The organism is Hymenobacter lapidiphilus (genome assembly GCF_013377885.1).
In the GTDB taxonomy this organism is placed as follows: Bacteria; Bacteroidota; Bacteroidia; order Cytophagales; family Hymenobacteraceae; genus Hymenobacter; species Hymenobacter lapidiphilus.
In genome coordinates this window covers 14770-30565 of record NZ_JABKAU010000001.1, presented here as the reverse complement: position 1 = coordinate 30565, position 15796 = coordinate 14770, and the positions used below count along the sequence as shown (strand labels likewise).

Sequence of the window (15796 nt, the reverse complement as noted above, 5' to 3'; positions counted from 1 at the left end):
CAAAAAACCCCAACCAGTGGGTCAGGGTTTGATGCTTGGGGGAGTAAAAAATTACCCCAGATATGGTTTCAGCGCTTTGCTGCGCGAAGTGTGGCGCAGGCGACGAATGGCCTTCTCTTTGATCTGGCGCACCCGCTCGCGGGTCAGGTTGAACTTCTCACCGATTTCCTCCAGCGTGAGCGAGCTTTCGCCGTTCAAACCGAAGTAGAGCGTGATAACATCGGCTTCGCGCTTGGTGAGCGTGCTCAGGGCGCGCTGCACCTCCTTGCGGAGTGAGTCGTTCATCAGGCCCGTGTCGGGGCTCTCCTCGTCCTCGTTTTCGAGCACGTCGAGCAGGCGGTTTTCCTCGCCCTGCACAAACGGAGCGTCCACCGATACGTGACGGCCCGAAATCTTGAGCGTATCCACCACTTCCGAGGTGGTAAGCTCCAGCACTTCGGCAATTTCCTCGGGCGAAGGCTCACGCTCAAACTTCTGCTCCAACTCCGAGAACGACTTGCTGATTTTGTTCAGCGAGCCGACCCGGTTCAAGGGCAAACGCACGATGCGCGACTGTTCGGCCAAGGCCTGCAGAATCGACTGGCGAATCCACCAAACGGCGTAGGAAATGAATTTAAAGCCCCGGGTTTCGTCGAAACGCTTGGCGGCTTTAATCAGACCGAGGTTGCCCTCGTTGATCAGGTCGCCCAGGCTCAGGCCCTGGTTCTGGTACTGCTTGGCCACCGACACCACGAAGCGAAGGTTGGCCTTGGTTAATTTTTCCAGCGCCAGCTGGTCGCCTTCCCGGATGCGCTGCGCCAGCGTTACCTCCTCATCGGGGGTCAGCAGGTCCACTTTGCCAATCTCCTGGAGGTATTTATCCAGCGACTGGCTTTCGCGGTTGGTAATCTGCTTGCTGATTTTTAACTGTCTCATTGCGGGCGCGAGAGGATGAAATGATGAATGCTTCTGCTTGTTAACGTCGATTTTGATTCGTCGGGCGAATCCTCCCGTTCAGCGGGCACCGGGCTCAGTTTAATGCAACGGCCCGGTACCCGCTAAAGTTCGGCGAAGGCGGTATTAGGCCGCGCCGTTGGAGTCGGCCGTACGCTCGGGCTTCGCCATGAGCACCTTGCGCGAGAGCCGGTATTTGCCGGTTTTCTTGTCGATATCAAGCAGTTTCACGTCAATCTCCTGCCCTACCTCCAGCACGCCTTCCAGCGTAGCCAGCCGCTCGTGCGACACCTCCGAAATGTGCAACAGGCCGTCTTTGCCCGGCATGATTTCCACGAAGGCACCGTAAGGCTGAATGCTGCGCACTTTGCCTTTGTAGGTTTCGCCTACTTCCGGCGTAGCAGCAATGGCGTTGATGCGGTCGATGGCAGCCTGCATGTCTTCCTGGTTGGAAGCGTAGATGCTCACGTGGCCCTTTTCGTCCTTCTCCTCGATGATTACCGTGGCGTTGGTATCCTTCTGGATCTGCTGGATAACCTTGCCACCGGGTCCGATTACGGCGCCGATGTACTCTTTGTCAATCAGCATCTTGTGCGAGCGGGGCGTATGCGGCTTCAGCTCAGCTGCCGGGGTGGCAATGGTCTTGGCCATCTCGCCCAGAATGTGCAGGCGGCCTTCGCGGGCCTGGTGCAGGGCGGCGGTCATAATCTCGGCGCTCAGCCCCTGGATTTTGATGTCCATCTGGCAAGCCACGATACCTTTTTCGGTGCCGGTTACCTTGAAGTCCATGTCGCCAAGGTGGTCCTCATCACCCAGGATGTCAGAAAGCACGGCGTACTCGCCGGTTTCCTTGTCCTGCACGAGGCCCATGGCAATACCCGAAACGGCAGCGCGCACCGGAATACCAGCATCCATCAGCGCCATCGAGCCGGCGCACACCGTGGCCATCGACGACGAGCCGTTCGACTCCAGAATATCCGACACAATGCGGACGGTGTAGGGGTTCTCGTCGTCCGAAGGCATCACCTTCTTCAACGAGCGCAACGCCAGGTTGCCGTGGCCGATTTCGCGGCGGCCGGGGCCACGGTTGGGCTTCACTTCGCCGGTCGAGAAGGCCGGGAAGTTGTAGTGCAGCATGAACTTGCTGTAGCCCGACGTCATGGCCGTATCGATGATCTGCTCATCGAGCTTGGTACCGAGGGCTACCGTAGTCAGCGACTGGGTTTCGCCGCGCGTGAACAGGGCCGAACCGTGCGCACCGGGCAGGTAGTTGATTTCGCTCCAGATAGGGCGAATCTGGGTCAGGGCGCGGCCGTCGAGGCGGGTGCGCTCCTTGATCATCATGTCGCGGATGCCTTTCTTCTCCGCCGAAGCGTAGTAGCGGCCGAACATTTTCTGGTCGAGCTCGGGGTTTTCTTCGAGCAGCTTGGCCAGCAACGGCTTCTTGATGGCGCCGAAAGCCTCCTTACGGCCGGCCTTGCTGGTGTTACCCGACTTGGCCACGTCGTAGGCGCCCTGGTATACGGCGTCGTTGATTTGCTTTTTCAGCTCCTCATTCTCCACGTACTTGGGGTAGTCGCGCTTCACCTTCGACTTCTCCACTTCGGCGGCCAGCTCCAGTTGAGCCTTTACCTGCAGCTTGATAGCCTCGTGAGCGTAAGCAATGGCTTCCACCATTTCCTCCTCGCTCACCTCGTCCATCTCGCCTTCCACCATGGCCACCGAGTCAGCCGTGGCGCCTACAATCAGGTCGATGTCGGCGCGGGCAATGTCGGCGGTGAGGGGGTTGATCTGCAGCTTGCCGTCGATGCGGGCCACGCGAACCTCTGAGATAGGGCCAGCGAACGGAATATCCGAAATCGAGAGAGCAGCCGAAGCGGCCAAAGCAGCCAGGGCATCAGGCTGCACGGTGCGGTCAGCCGAAATCAGCGTAATCATCACCTGCACCTCGTAGTGATAATCCTTGGGGAACATCGGGCGCAGAATCCGGTCGACGATGCGGCAAACCAGGATTTCCTGGTCCGACAGGCGGCCTTCGCGGCGCTGGAACGAGCCGGGAATGTTGCCGGCACCGCCGAACTTCTCCTGGTAGTCAACCGAAAGAGGAAGAAAATCCACCTCGCCGCGCGAGCTGGGCTGCGATACAACCGTGGCCAGCAACATGGCGTCGCCGAGGCGAACCACTACGGCGCCGTCGGCGAATTTGGCCAGTTTGCCGGTTTCGAGGGAAATCTGCCGACCATCGGGCAGGGTGATGTGCTTGGTAACCGCGTGGTAGTTGGGCATCGAGGGTGCTTTAAGGGAAAGCGTGCAGCGGGCGAGCAGCCGAAAAAACCGGACCGGCAATGGTCCCGTTTTGCTCTAAGAAAAGATATGTCGGAGAGTAAACAACAAAACCGGCGGAATTGATGCAGCCGGCTTGGCACAAAAAAAGAGCAGGGAACCTTCCGGTTGGAAGGCTCCCTGCTCCGGAAGGTGAGCTTACTTACGCAGACCCAGTTCCTTGATGATGGCGCGGTAGCGGTTGATGTCGCGCTGCATGAGGTAGTCCAACATGCTGCGACGCTTACCTACCAGTTTGAGGAGACCCAAACGGGTCGAGAAATCCTTCTTGTTCACCTTGAGGTGCTCGGTCAGGTGCAGAATACGCTGCGTGAAGAGAGCAATCTGCGACTCGGCCGAACCGGTGTCTTTGGAGGTTTTCTGGAGGCTGTTTTTCTCGAAAATAGCCTGTTTTGCTTCGGTAGTCAGAATCATCGGCAGATAGGTTGCCCCGTCTTAGATTAAAAAAAGAAAAGAAAATCCACCCCGCACCTCGGGGTGGCTGCAAAGGTACGTATTTAATGCGGTGGAATGTGCGAAATAAGGAATAATGTGAAAAGTCGAGCTGGAATGCGGGGTCCACTAAGACACTCTGCATCACCCATACTTTTCGAAATCCGCACATTCAACCCACACCACAAGCTACATTACACGGCCTTCTTGTAGCCGCGCAAAGGCCAGCGTAGCCAGCGCGGCACCAGCCGGCCCCAATTCACATCAAGCAGCCCCGAATCGTGGCGGGCTTGATACAGAAAGAACAGGCCAATGGGCAGCAAAATGGCTCCCGACATCCACATGCCGATGGCGACGGGCATCACCTGCTCGCGGCCGTACTTCTCGCCCATAATCGAGAAGACGTAGTAGATGATGAAGAATACAATCGATACCAGAATGGGCACGCCCAATCCACCCTTCTTGATAATAGCCCCCAGCGGCGCCCCAATCAGAAACATGAGCAGAATGGCAGCCGACTGGGTGTACTTACGGAAGACTTCGATCCGGTAGTTGGCCGCCTCCTTGGTCAGGTTGGCCAGGCGTTCTTCGGTGGTTGTCAGGAACGACTGCACGTTGCGGGCACGATTGATGGCCTGCTGGGCAGTGGCTTTGCTGGCGGGCGGTAGTCGGGTTGGGGGCACAGTCCAGGCGGCCACGCGCTGGTCGGCGGCCACCCCCAGCGTATCGAGGCGCAGGTAGCTGTAGTAAGGTGTCAGCTGCCGCACCACCTGCCGGCGCTCCTGGTTTACCCGGTTCTGGAGCGAGTCGGTATAATGCCCCAACTGATCCAGGTTGAGCATCATCTTGTTGGTATTGAAGAGCTCTTTCTGGGTCCGATCAAGGCCAAACGACTTAAGTGAGAAGGTAATCAGGTTGCGGTCGAAGTTCTGGCGAATAAAGCTGGCACCGGCCGTACTCTGGGTGTTAGGCTGCTCGGTATAGGAGTGCCCCCGAAACAGCTCCAGCCCCAGGTATTGCCCCCCAAACCGGGTGAACATGCGGCCCGAGTCGGCCAGGATTACAGTGCTGCCACCCCGCCCGCCGGTGTGGTCGTAAATCATCACGCCCATCAGCACGTCGCCGTTCTCGCCCTGCTTTTCGTCTACTTTGATCGTAAAACCGGGAATACCGTTGTAAAAAACGCCCTCGCGAATGTCAAGGGCCAGCTTCTGCTGCCGCACATCCCAGAGCAAGCTAAAGGCCTCCAGGTTGGCCAACGGTACGATGGTGTTGTTGAACCAGAACGCGCCCCCCGCCAGCAGTACGCTCACGACCAGCACCGGCCGCAAAATGCGGGTAAGCGAAATACCAGCCGTTTTGATAGCGGTCAACTCGTGGTGCTCACCCAAGGTACCAAACGTCATCAGCGACGAGAGCAGTACGGCCAGCGGCAGCGAGATGGGCACAATCAGCACCCCGAAGTAAAACAGCAGCTGCAGAATCACGCCCAGGCCCAGGTCCTTGCCCACCAGATCGTCCATGTATTTCATCATGAACTGCATCAGGAAGATAAACTGCACCACGGCGAAGGTGAGCAGAAAGGGCCCAGCGAAGGCCTGCAAGATCAGCTTATCGAGTTTTTTCATAGAGGCAACCGCCCGCCCTTAGTCCGGCGGACTAAAACACAACGGGGAGCAAACGTGAAACGAAGATACGGCTCGTTTCGCGTCTGCCCCCCGGTTTATGGGCTACTCCCTGGCTTAGCCCCCTACCTGTTCGCGCAGTTTCTGCATCAGGCTGGCCCACATTTCTTCCAGTTCCTCGGTATCAGTTTCCTCCGAGTAGTCCACCACACGCAGGTACACCTCTTGCGTCAGCTGCGACTCCTCAATCAGAAAGTCCAGGTAATTGGCGTCGGCCACTGTCTGGCGGCGCTCATCCAAAAAGCAGAACCGCACCGAGCGGTTGGTGCGGTGCGAGCTCATCTCGGCGTAGTGCGGCTGATTGTCCCACACGAAGTTGAAGTGCTGAGCGCCTTCCATCTGCACGCGCTGGCAAAACCACTGTTCCAGGCCCGAAGCCGTCGCTAGGTAGGGATACAGAATTTTGGGAGAGGCATTAATAGGATGTTCTACCGAAAAACGGTGTTTTTGACGAGTAGTGGAAAGGGACATAAGCAGTACAGCGTAAAGAATTTAGGACCGGAACGCCGCTTGGCAGCTCCTCCGGCAGCCAATATACGCGGGTTTTTTTTCCTTCCCCCCTTGCGTTGCGTCAAAACTTGTGCCTACCTTTGCACCACCAAAACAGGGCGGGATAGCTCAGTTGGTTAGAGCACAGGATTCATAACCCTGAGGTCACGAGTTCAACTCTCGTTCCCGCTACATATTAAAACCGCGTCGGCATTACCCCGGCGCGGTTTTTTTTGCGTTTCAGCCTGTTCGTTCTGTCTGCCTGGCCAATGGGTTGTTTTGCTTTGCCAGAAACGTCACTAACCGACGATTTTTCAACATTCGTCTAAATAACTAGGAGGTTGAGCGAGAAATACGCTCCTTTGAGTCTATGCGGCAGCAATTCCAAACAAGCACTGGCACCACGTTCCTTCTAACCGAATTTGACCAGCAGAATAACTGGATTTATAACGACTGGCAGGGGCTACTAACGCTGGAGTCCATCCAGGAAGGCTCTGGTGGCATCCTGGAGATCTTACAGCACACACGTTGTCCGTATATGCTGACCGATAACCGCCGTTTACTGGGCTCGTGGAAACACGCCAACGACTGGCTGGAGCAGATCTGGATACCGCAGGCCCTGGCCGCTGGCATGACGTACTACGCCCATGTTAAGGCACCTGGTGTGTTCGGACAGGCCGCTGTGGAGGATATGCACCTGCGTGTAGGCTCACACTTGCACCTGCAGTTGTTCGAGCAGATGGAAGAAGCTGTTGCCTGGTTGCGCGAAATGCAGGCAATAGAGCGCGGAGTATAAGTCAACCCCTCTTCTAACCAATACGGTTAGCCTTTTTAGTAAGCAGTTCTACTTAGAAAATAACACAAAAAAGCGGCTGCTCCTTTCGGGGCAGCCGCTTTTTTGTGGAAATAACCGTCTGTGGTTATTTCATTTTCTCCACGATGCCTTTGAAAGCCTCAGGGTGGTTGAGGGCAAGATCAGCCAGAACCTTACGGTTGAGTTCGATACCAGCCTTCTTGAGGCCACCCATGAACTGGGAGTACGACAGGCCATGCTCGCGGGCACCGGCGTTGATACGCTGGATCCAGAGGGCACGAAACTCGCGCTTCTTTACTTTCCGGTCGCGGTAAGCATAAAGCAAACCTTTCTCGACGGCATTTTTGGCAACGGTCCATACGTTTTTGCGACGGCCATAATAGCCTTTCGCCAAACGCATGATTTTTTTCCGACGGTGGCGCGAGGCCGCGTGGTTTACACTTCTTGGCATAACCTGGGTTGTTTTTGGCGGTCGGCGGCGGACTTACTGCCGCAGCTTGGGTTCCTACCGAACGCCTGGTGTGAGTTTTGATGGATAATCAGCAACAAGCAACTAAGAGGTGCGAACCTCGGCAATTCAGCCAAGTAGCCCTTCTTAAGAAGCCATTCCTAATTACATGTTAAGCATGTCCTTTACGCGGTTCATGTCGGCCGAGCTAACCAGCGTGATGTGCGTAAGGTTACGCTTCTGCTTGGTGGTTTTCTTGGTCAAGATGTGGCTCTTGTAAGCGTGCTTACGCTTGATTTTGCCCGTGCCGGTCAGCGTAAAACGCTTCTTGGCGCCGGACTTGGTCTTCATCTTCGGCATTGTGGTGGTAGAAAAAGGTGAAACATGCGGTGGTCGGCTGCCTAGGGCCGGTGCACCAGCGAAAAACGGAGCATAGCTCCGGATAAGAGCGTTACTCTGCGCCTTGATCAGCAGCGCTGATTTCAGCCGTGGCTGTTTTGGGCACTTCTACTGCTGCGGATTCGGGAGCCGGAGCGGCAGCGGCAGGTTTGGCGGCTTTATCAGTTGGCTTGCCCTTGTCAGCCTCCTTAGGAGCAACCTTTTTAGGGGGCGCTATAACTTTAGGAGCCAGATACAGGAACATGCGCTTGCCTTCAAGCTTGGGTAACTGCTCTACCTTGGCCAGATCCTCAAGGGCCTGGGCAAACTTGAGCAGCAGAATTTCGCCCCGCTCCTTGAAAACAATGCTTCGGCCTACGAAGTGAACGTACGCCTTGATTTTCGCACCCTCCTTCAGGAATTCCTGTGCGTGCTTGAGCTTGAAAGCAAAGTCGTGGTCGTCGGTGTTGGGTCCGAAACGGATTTCCTTGATGACAACCTTGGTTTGCTTAGCCTTCAGCTCACGGGTTTTCTTCTTCTGCTCGTACTTGAATTTCGAGTAGTCGATAACCCGGCACACCGGAGGCGAGGCCGTGGGGGAAATTTCAACTAAGTCCAGGTTTTGGTCCTGCGCCATGCGCCGGGCCTGATCCGTGGGGTAGATGCCTTGCTCCACGTTGTCGCCAACGAGGCGCACTTCACGGGCCGTAATCTTATGATTGATTTTGAACGGCTCCTCGACCTGGGCGCGAGGGATATAGCGGCGGTTAGGGGTAGCTATGGCGGTTTCTCCTTAAGGTGAAAGTCGATTTTGACTAGAACTATAACCACACCGACCGGGGCCAATGAGTTCAGCTAGTGGGCAAATATCCGGCATTTTTTCCAAATCCTCACTAAAACCTATATAAAAAAAGGCCTCAACGAGCAGAAAAAGCCAATTTTATCAGGGCTCAGCCAACGGCCAAGCCCCGATAACGCTGCTACTCGGCCGCTCCGTCCATCATGGCGGCCACCTGGCTTTCGAAGCTCTTGATAAACGAGTCGATCGGCATCGAGCCTACATCACCCTCGCCATGCTTGCGCACCGACACGATGCCGTTCTCCTGCTCTTTTTCGCCCACTATCAGCATGTAAGGCACTTTCGATACCTCGGCGTCGCGGATTTTGCGGCCGATTTTCTCGTCGCGGTGGTCGACGGTACCGCGCAGCTCGGCACCCATCAGGCGGTCGTACACCTGCTGAGCATAGTCATGATATTTCTCTGAAATGGGCAGCACGGCGAACTGCTCGGGCGAGAGCCAGAGCGGGAAGTTGCCAGCGCAGTGCTCGATGAGTACGGCCACAAAGCGCTCCAACGAGCCAAACGGTGCCCGGTGAATCATCACCGGACGCTGGCGCGAGTTGTCGGAGGCCACATACTCCAGGTCGAAACGCTCGGGTAGGTTGTAGTCTACCTGCACGGTGCCCAACTGCCACTTGCGACCCAGGGCGTCGCGCACCATGAAGTCGAGCTTAGGGCCATAGAAGGCCGCCTCGCCCAGTTCTGTTACGGTGGTCAGGCCCTTCTCTGCTGCCGACTCGATAATGGCTTGCTCGGCCTTGTCCCAGTTCTCATCGGAGCCGATGTACTTGGCCTTGTTCTCGGGGTCGCGCAGGGAAATCTGAGCGGTGAAATCCTGAAATCCCAGCGCCCGGAAAACATAGAGAACCAGATCAATAACCTTGGTAAACTCTTCCTTTACTTGATCAGGACGACAGAAGATGTGGGCGTCGTCCTGGGTGAAGCCGCGTACCCGCGTCAGGCCGTGCAGCTCGCCGCTTTGCTCGTAGCGATACACCGTGCCGAACTCGGCCAGGCGCACCGGCAGGTCGCGGTAGCTACGGGGCTTGGTCTTATAGATTTCGCAGTGGTGGGGGCAGTTCATGGGCTTGAGGAAGAACTCCTCGCCTGGGTTCGGCGTCTTGATAGGCTGGAACGAATCGGCACCGTACTTCTCGTAGTGGCCGCTGGTTACGTACAGCTCCTTTGAGCCGATGTGGGGCGTTACCACGGGCTGGTAGCCGGCCTTGATCTGGGCACGGCGCAGGAACTGCTCCAGCTTTTCGCGCAGCATGGTGCCCTTGGGCAGCCATAGCGGCAGCCCCGCTCCTACTTTATCCGAGAAGGCAAACAACTCCAACTCCTTGCCCAGCTTGCGGTGGTCGCGACGCTTGGCTTCCTCCAGCTTTTCGAGGTATTCGGTCAGCTCCTTGGCCTTGGGGAACGTGATGCCATAGATGCGCGTGAGCTGCTTGTTCTTCTCATCACCGCGCCAGTAGGCCCCGGCGATGTTGAGCAGCTTGACGGCTTTGATGTTGGCGGTGTCGGGCAGGTGCGGGCCGCGGCACAAATCCACGAAATTTCCCTGCTGATAGAACGTGATGGTGCCGTCGTCGAGGCGCTGCAGCAGGTCCAGCTTGTAAGGGTCGGCCTTCTCGGTGAAGTAAGCAATGGCATCGGCCTTGCTCACTGCACGGCGCTCAAACTTGCTTTTCTGGCGGGCCAGCTCAAGCATTTTCTTCTCGATCTCCGGGAAGTCTTCGCTCGAAATCATGCGGCCTTCGCCCAGGTCGATGTCGTAGTAAAAGCCGTTTTCGATGGCCGGACCGATGCCCAGCTTTACGCCGGGATACAGGGCTTCGAGGGCTTCGGCCAGCACGTGGGCCGAGGAGTGCCAGAAGGCCATCTTGCCATCGGCGTCGTTCCAGGTCAGAATGGCCACCTGGGCGTCCTGATCGATGGGGCGGTGCAGGTCGCGCACTTCGCCATCAACGCGCACACCTACAGCGTTGCGGGCCAGGCCTTCGCTGATAGCGGCGGCGACATCGTAGCCCGTGGCGCCATCTACAAACTGGCGCACCGAGCCGTCGGGGAGGGTAATATTCAACATACAAAAAGGGGCGTAATGGCTATACAAACAGCCGTGAGGCGGCAAGTTAGGAAGTTTTAAGCGGAGCTGTTTTCACATCCGACACCCAAAAACAGGGTTTACCCGCGACTTGGAGCCCACCGCTTGGCTATGCTCAAACCTGAAATCAACCCAACTCCTTACAGCCCGGGCTTGTAGAAGTCGAGCGGCTCGATGGCCTCGACGGGTGCGGGACGCGGTGTTTCGTCGACTATAACCCCGCGGGCGCGGTTGCCCACTTTCCAGACTTTATAGGTCCAGCGGCGGTTGCCGGGGTTTTCGGCCACCAGCAGGCGGTACTGGTCGGCGGCTTCGGCCCAGAGCCCCTGGCTTTCGAAGCTTTCGGCCAGCATAGAACGGGCATCGGGCAGGCGCGGCGCGCGGCGCAGGGCCCGCTGCAGGTGGGGCACGGCCTGCGCATAGCGGCGGGCTTTGTAGGCCGCCAGCCCCAGCCGGTAGTCGGCCCGGTAAAAGGTGGAGTCGAGCTGCGCCACGCGGGCATAGCTACGCAGGGCCTGTTCGGGCTGGTTTTGCAGCTCAAACTGGCGGCCATAATCATACCAGAGCGGGGCGTAAGTCGAATCCAGCTTCAGGCCTCGGGCAGCATAAATAGCCGCCTGGTCGGGCTGCCGGTAGGCGTTGGACAAGAAGGCCAGTTGGTGCAGGATTTCGGGCTCGCGCGGGGCACGGGCCACGCTGGCACGCAGATAATCGAGAGCCTGCGCCGTGTCGTTGACTCCCACAAACGCCAGGCCTTTGTAGAATAGCGCGGCTGCTAGGTCGGGCTCCTGCTGCAGGGCGCGGTCGAGTTGGTCGAGGGCATCCTGGTAGCGGCGGGAGGCCAGGTGCATCTCCCCTACCAGCAGGTTGAGCTCGGGCGAAGCGAAGCCGCGGCGGGCAGCTTGGTCGGTGGCATCGAGGGCCGCTTTAATGAAGCCCTGAGCGCGCAGGGCGCGGGCTTTGGTGAAGTAGAATTGGCCCGGCGCATCATCAAGCGCCAACGCCTGGTTGATGTCGCTCAGGGCAGCATCAGTCTGGCCGGCATCGAGGCGGAAAGCAGCGCGGCGGGCGTACAGCGAGGCATTGCGGGGCTGGCGGACAATGGCACCGTCGAGTTCCTCGGCCTGCACGCGGGGGCCGCTGGCTACTGTGCGCAGGTCAATCATGGTATCGGGCCGGGCCGCCGGGGTTGGCTCGGCACAGCTGGTCAGCAGGGCGGCCACAGCCAGCCCGGCAATTCCCCGAAATTGAAAAAACCGCACAGTCAGCAAAAAGGTAAGGTAAGTCGGTAAAGATACGTGGTGCGGCTTAGAGCGTCAGGCGGAAACGGGCCTGTTGCCGGCGCTGGCGACGATTGAGCTGTTCGAGCAGTTTCTGGCAACTGCGGCTGATAACCAACTCTTCGGCCGTAACGGGGTTCAACTGCCCGGCGGCCTGCAAAACCGCCCGGGCGCGGGCATCCTGGCTGCGGTTGAGGTATACCCGGGCCAGATCGTAGGCCACCTCAATGCGCTGCGAATCCAGCTGGTAAGAACGGCGCAGCGCCTCAATGGCCAGCAGCGTACTGCCGCCCGCTGGCATGCCCCCCATAAACAGCCGGCTGTAAATGCGCTCGGGCAGGCTGTAGTGGTCGACGCGGTAGTGCCAGCGGCCCAACAGCTGCCAGGCCGCGGCCCAATTGGGTCGCAGCTCGGTGGCTTGGTACACGTGGGGGCGCATTTCGCGGTAGGCCAGCAGCCGACTGCGCAATGGTTGCAAAGGAGCCTGGGCAGCCAGTACGCGGGCGGCGGCGTAGTGGCCTTCGGCTCCGTGGGGGCACACTACCAGGGCACGGTTGGCCAGAAGGCGGGCAGCAGCATAATAAGCAACCCGGCGGCTTTCGTCGGTGTAGCGGCTGCCAATACGCACGCTCAGCACGGCGGCCTGCCAGAGGGCCTCGTAGGTGGCCGGAGCCTGCGCCAGCACCTGCTCGTAGCGGCTCAGCGCTTCCGACTCGCGATAGGCATTAAGCAGCTTCCCGGCTTCGGCCAGCCCGGCCTGCAGCGCAGGGCTGGTGGGCGGTGCTCCGCATGGGGGCGCAAGCACGGCCGTTGCGGCAGCATTTTCGGCCGAGGCACGTTTTGGACGGAGCTGGGCCTGCGCCGCCGGACACGCCAGCAGCCCTGCCCCACTAACGAGCAGCCCCAGCAACGCACAACGAACCAATAGCAGACGAAAAACCAGCATAAACAACCAACAGCCCGGCGGTCAGGACCTGCCAGCTAACGCAAAATTGCGCAATACCGCCTAAATACCTGAAGTGCCAAAAGCAGTGAGGGGAAGCAGCAACCTGCTACGGGGCTACGTCCCCTCACTACTTTCGGTATTTGAGCTGCTCTAGAAAAATTTCAATTGCGACTTGGGCGTCTTGAGCAGGGCCTTGGCCTGGGCCACCTCATCGGCCGAGATATTGAATTCGTCGGTGCGGTCGGGCAGCGGCTCGTGGGGCGCGTTGGGGGCCTCGGCAGGTTGCGGCGCAGCCGGCGCGGCTTTCTTCTTGGCCGCCTTGCGCTCGGGCTCGGGGCCTTCGTCGGTGACGAGCGTGAGGGCGTGCAGCTTGTAATAGTTGAGCTTGTTGCCGCGGGCTTTCCAGCCTTTCACATCGATGAACTCGTGGAGCAGCAGCTTCTCGGTTTCGCGCTCAGCTTTTTTGTCGCGCTGCAGCTTGATGTCCACCATCGGCTCGGGGTGGGCCGTGGCTACCAGCAGCTTCGAGCCCTTGGCTTCACTGATGAAGGTGAAGCGGTTGGCCAGCGTGCTGGTTTCAATCTGGAAGCGCTTCACGAAGTGCCTCTTCGTCTCGCCATCCAGATACACCGCGCTCAGCACTGTTTTGGGGTCGAACTTGCGTAGCAGCACCAGATTGGCCACCACGAAGTCGATGGCCGGATCGGGCGCGGTCAGCTCATAGGTACCGTCGCGGTACACGGCCAGCACCGTATCGTCGGTATCGAAAGTACCCAGGTAGCGGCCGTGGCCGTTGGCATTCAGGCGACCCACTACGCTGTCGAAGAACATTTCTCGCCCACCCAGCGTGGAGTCGCCCAATGATTTCTGGGTAATTTTCTTGATGGGCTGCTTGGTGACAATGTTGCCCATCGAACCCTTTCCCTTAATGGCGAGGTCGGCAAAGTCGAAGTCGAACTGCTTGACCCGCGCCACTGCCTTGTCGGCCAGCTGGATGGCCACGAGCTCCGACTCGGAGTTGGGGTTGGCCGTCAGGTAGAGCGTTTTGGTGCCCTTGGTGCCCTTGGTCAGGTCGTAGGTTTTGTCGCGGGTGATGCCCGACACGAGGAAACGCTTGGCGAAGCTAATGCCCGAAGTACCATCCTGGTACACCATGTTGTACACCAGCCGGTCGTCGTTCTTATTGTACACGCCGGCGTGCAAAATGTCTTTGCCCACGAAGGTTTTCTCGGCAATGCGCGTGACCATAAACGTGCCGTCGCGGCGGATGGCAATGATATCGTCGAGGTCAGAGCAGTCGGTGACGGCCACGGCCTTTTCGTCCTTTTTTAGGCCGTAGCCCACGAAACCATCAGCGTAGTTCACGTAGAGCTTCTGGTTGGCCACGGCTACTTTCTGGGCCGTTACCACCGCGAAAGCGCGCAGCTGGGTGCGCCGCTCCCGGTTGGCGCCGTACTTTTTCAGCAGGCCCTCGAAATAGTTGATGGCGTAACGCGTGAGGTTGAGCAAATGGTCGGTCACCTCGGCCAGCTCGGCTTCGAGGCGGGCAATCAGCTCGTCGGCCTTGAAGCCATCGAACTTGCTGATGCGCTTGATGCGGATTTCGGTCAGGCGCGTCAGGTCGTCCTCCTCAATGGCGCGGGCCAGCACGATGCGCGTGTCGCCGGGTTTCTCCTTCTCGCCGGCCACCCGCGTAAACTTCTTCAGGCCGGCTTCAATGGTGAGCAGGATTTCCTCCCAGGTTTCGCACTCCTCAATTTTGCGATAGATGCGGTTTTCGATGAAAATCTTCTCCAGCGAAGCCGAGTGCCATTTTTCGCCCAGCTCCTCTTGTCTGATTTCCAGCTCCCGCTCCAGCAGCCTCACCGTTTTCTGGGTGCTTAGGCGCAGCATGTCCTCCACGGCCACGAAGCGCGGCTTGTCCTCGATAATAACGCAGGTGTTGGGCGAGATGCTGATTTCGCAGTCGGTGAAAGCGTAAAGCGCGTCCATCGTCAGGTCGGGGCTCACGCCGGTGGGCAAATGCACCTGCACCTCCACCTCGGCGGCCGTATTATCGACCACCTTCTTAATCTTGATTTTGTTCGCCTCCGAGGCTTTCACGATGCTTTCCATCAGCGCCGTGGTGGTGGTGCCGTACGGAATGTCGCGAATGACGAGCATGGTTTTGTCGGCCTTCTCGATGGTGGCCCGCAGCCGGATTTTGCCGCCCCGCTGCCCGTTCTGGTAGTTGCTCACGTCGGCCAGGCCGCCGGTCGAGAAGTCGGGAAAAAGCTGGAACTCCTTGCCCTTAAGCACCGCCACGCTGGCTTGGCACAGCTCGCGGAAGTTATGAGGCATAATTTTGGTGCTCAGGCCCACGGCAATGCCCTCCACGCCCTGGGCCAGCAGCAGCGGGAATTTCACGGGCAGCGTAGTCGGCTCGCGCTTGCGGCCGTCGTAGCTCATCTGCCACTCCGTAATGTCGGGGTTAAACACCACTTCGAGAGCGAACTTGCTCAGGCGGGCCTCGATGTAGCGGGGCGCTGCCGCCGAGTCGCCGGTGCGGATGTCGCCCCAGTTGCCCTGAGTTTCAATCAGCAGGTCTTTCTGGCCCAGGTTCACCATGGCGTCGCCGATGCTGGCGTCGCCGTGGGGGTGGTACTGCATGGTCTGGCCGATGACGTTGGCCACTTTGTTGAAGCGGCCGTCGTCCATCTCCTTCATGGCGTGCATGATGCGGCGCTGCACCGGCTTGAGGCCGTCCTCAATGGCTGGCACGGCCCGCTCCAGAATCACGTAGGAGGCGTAGTCCAGAAACCAGTTTTGGTACATGCCGCGCACCGTGGCCACGTCGTGGATGGTTTCGCCAGGCGCAAATTTGGCCTCCTCCTCTTCTTCCGCCGACAGCTCGTCTTCGGGAATGGCTTCCGCCTCAACAATAGCGTCCACATCGGCCCCGGACTCGGCCAGAATTTCGGCGGTATCGGCAGCTTCGTTGGTGTCGGCGCCGCCCAGCTCCACCGAGTCGCCGGCGGCATACAGGTCGGATTCGGAGTTCATCGGGGTAGCCTGGGGGTTCGTTTCGTCGGACATACGGGGTGCGGCTCCGGGCCGCGCT

12 protein-coding genes, 1 tRNA gene and 1 pseudogene are annotated in these 15796 nt (G+C 58.6%); 2 read left to right on the top strand and 12 right to left on the bottom strand.

All coding sequences use genetic code 11. From position 1 onward, the window contains the following. Nucleotides 1-51 precede the first annotated feature (51 nt). The 5 genes from HW554_RS00125 to HW554_RS00105 all read right to left on the bottom strand — a co-directional run bounded on the left by HW554_RS00125 (nt 52) and on the right by HW554_RS00105 (nt 5864). Complete coding sequence (locus HW554_RS00125; RefSeq protein ID WP_176898989.1) at nt 52-915, bottom strand: sigma-70 family RNA polymerase sigma factor; 864 nt, start codon at nt 913-915, stop codon at nt 52-54. A 144-nt stretch (nt 916-1059) separates the two neighbouring features. Then, complete coding sequence (gene pnp / locus HW554_RS00120; RefSeq protein ID WP_176906323.1) at nt 1060-3219, bottom strand: polyribonucleotide nucleotidyltransferase; 2160 nt, start codon at nt 3217-3219, stop codon at nt 1060-1062. 195 nt (nt 3220-3414) lie between these two features. After that, entirely contained in the window at nt 3415-3690 is a 276-nt protein-coding gene (gene rpsO, locus HW554_RS00115) for a 30S ribosomal protein S15 (protein WP_176906322.1), read from the bottom strand. A gap of 212 nt (nt 3691-3902) precedes the next feature. Then, nucleotides 3903-5336, bottom strand: a complete 1434-nt coding sequence (locus tag HW554_RS00110; RefSeq protein WP_176906321.1) for an LptF/LptG family permease — start codon at nt 5334-5336, stop codon at nt 3903-3905. Between the two features lie 114 nt (nt 5337-5450). Further along, a complete protein-coding gene (locus HW554_RS00105; protein ID WP_176906320.1) occupies nt 5451-5864 on the bottom strand; it encodes an START-like domain-containing protein in 414 nt (137 codons plus the stop codon). A 136-nt stretch (nt 5865-6000) separates the two neighbouring features. On the opposite strand from HW554_RS00105, the gene HW554_RS00100 reads away from it, so the two are divergent. Further along, nucleotides 6001-6074 (top strand) — tRNA-Met (locus tag HW554_RS00100). Between the two features lie 346 nt (nt 6075-6420). Beyond that, the gene (locus tag HW554_RS00095; protein WP_176906319.1) at nt 6421-6678 is read left to right on the top strand and encodes a hypothetical protein; all 258 of its coding nucleotides are present in this window, start codon (nt 6421-6423) and stop codon (nt 6676-6678) included. A gap of 124 nt (nt 6679-6802) precedes the next feature. On the opposite strand, the gene rplT is transcribed toward HW554_RS00095, so the two are convergent. From rplT to HW554_RS00060, 7 genes and pseudogenes are all read right to left on the bottom strand, one after another. Further along, complete coding sequence (gene rplT, locus HW554_RS00090) at nt 6803-7147, bottom strand: 50S ribosomal protein L20 (protein WP_092770401.1); 345 nt, start codon at nt 7145-7147, stop codon at nt 6803-6805. A 162-nt stretch (nt 7148-7309) separates the two neighbouring features. Then, nucleotides 7310-7504 (bottom strand): 50S ribosomal protein L35, encoded by a 195-nt coding sequence (rpmI, locus tag HW554_RS00085; RefSeq protein ID WP_092737641.1) that lies wholly within the window; start codon nt 7502-7504, stop codon nt 7310-7312. Between the two features lie 241 nt (nt 7505-7745). Next, nucleotides 7746-8303: pseudogene (infC, locus tag HW554_RS00080) on the bottom strand (translation initiation factor IF-3); the annotation flags it as partial. A gap of 199 nt (nt 8304-8502) precedes the next feature. Beyond that, entirely contained in the window at nt 8503-10452 is a 1950-nt protein-coding gene (gene thrS, locus HW554_RS00075) for a threonine--tRNA ligase (protein ID WP_176906318.1), read from the bottom strand. 158 nt (nt 10453-10610) lie between these two features. Continuing rightward, nucleotides 10611-11732, bottom strand: coding sequence for a tetratricopeptide repeat protein (locus HW554_RS20895; protein WP_176906317.1), 1122 nt, complete (start codon nt 11730-11732; stop codon nt 10611-10613). Nucleotides 11733-11778: 46 nt separating this feature from the next. Further along, nucleotides 11779-12696 carry a tetratricopeptide repeat protein gene (locus HW554_RS00065; protein WP_176906316.1) on the bottom strand — a complete coding sequence of 306 codons (918 nt, stop codon included), beginning with the start codon at nt 12694-12696 and terminating at the stop codon, nt 11779-11781. 150 nt (nt 12697-12846) lie between these two features. Then, nucleotides 12847-15771 carry a DNA gyrase/topoisomerase IV subunit A gene (locus HW554_RS00060; protein ID WP_246285011.1) on the bottom strand — a complete coding sequence of 975 codons (2925 nt, stop codon included), beginning with the start codon at nt 15769-15771 and terminating at the stop codon, nt 12847-12849. Nucleotides 15772-15796: the final 25 nt, after the last annotated feature.

Coding starts and splice junctions, on each gene's coding strand:
- rpmI (WP_092737641.1), bottom strand. CDS start 7,504: ATGCCGAAGATGAAGACCAAGTCCGGCGCCAAGAAGCGTTTTACGCTG.
- rplT (WP_092770401.1), bottom strand. CDS start 7,147: ATGCCAAGAAGTGTAAACCACGCGGCCTCGCGCCACCGTCGGAAAAAA.
- HW554_RS00105 (WP_176906320.1), bottom strand. CDS start 5,864: ATGTCCCTTTCCACTACTCGTCAAAAACACCGTTTTTCGGTAGAACAT.
- pnp (WP_176906323.1), bottom strand. CDS start 3,219: ATGCCCAACTACCACGCGGTTACCAAGCACATCACCCTGCCCGATGGT.
- HW554_RS00095 (WP_176906319.1), top strand. CDS start 6,421: ATGCTGACCGATAACCGCCGTTTACTGGGCTCGTGGAAACACGCCAAC.
- HW554_RS00065 (WP_176906316.1), bottom strand. CDS start 12,696: ATGCTGGTTTTTCGTCTGCTATTGGTTCGTTGTGCGTTGCTGGGGCTG.
- HW554_RS00110 (WP_176906321.1), bottom strand. CDS start 5,336: ATGAAAAAACTCGATAAGCTGATCTTGCAGGCCTTCGCTGGGCCCTTT.
- thrS (WP_176906318.1), bottom strand. CDS start 10,452: ATGTTGAATATTACCCTCCCCGACGGCTCGGTGCGCCAGTTTGTAGAT.
- HW554_RS00060 (WP_246285011.1), bottom strand. CDS start 15,771: ATGTCCGACGAAACGAACCCCCAGGCTACCCCGATGAACTCCGAATCC.
- rpsO (WP_176906322.1), bottom strand. CDS start 3,690: ATGATTCTGACTACCGAAGCAAAACAGGCTATTTTCGAGAAAAACAGC.
- HW554_RS00125 (WP_176898989.1), bottom strand. CDS start 915: ATGAGACAGTTAAAAATCAGCAAGCAGATTACCAACCGCGAAAGCCAG.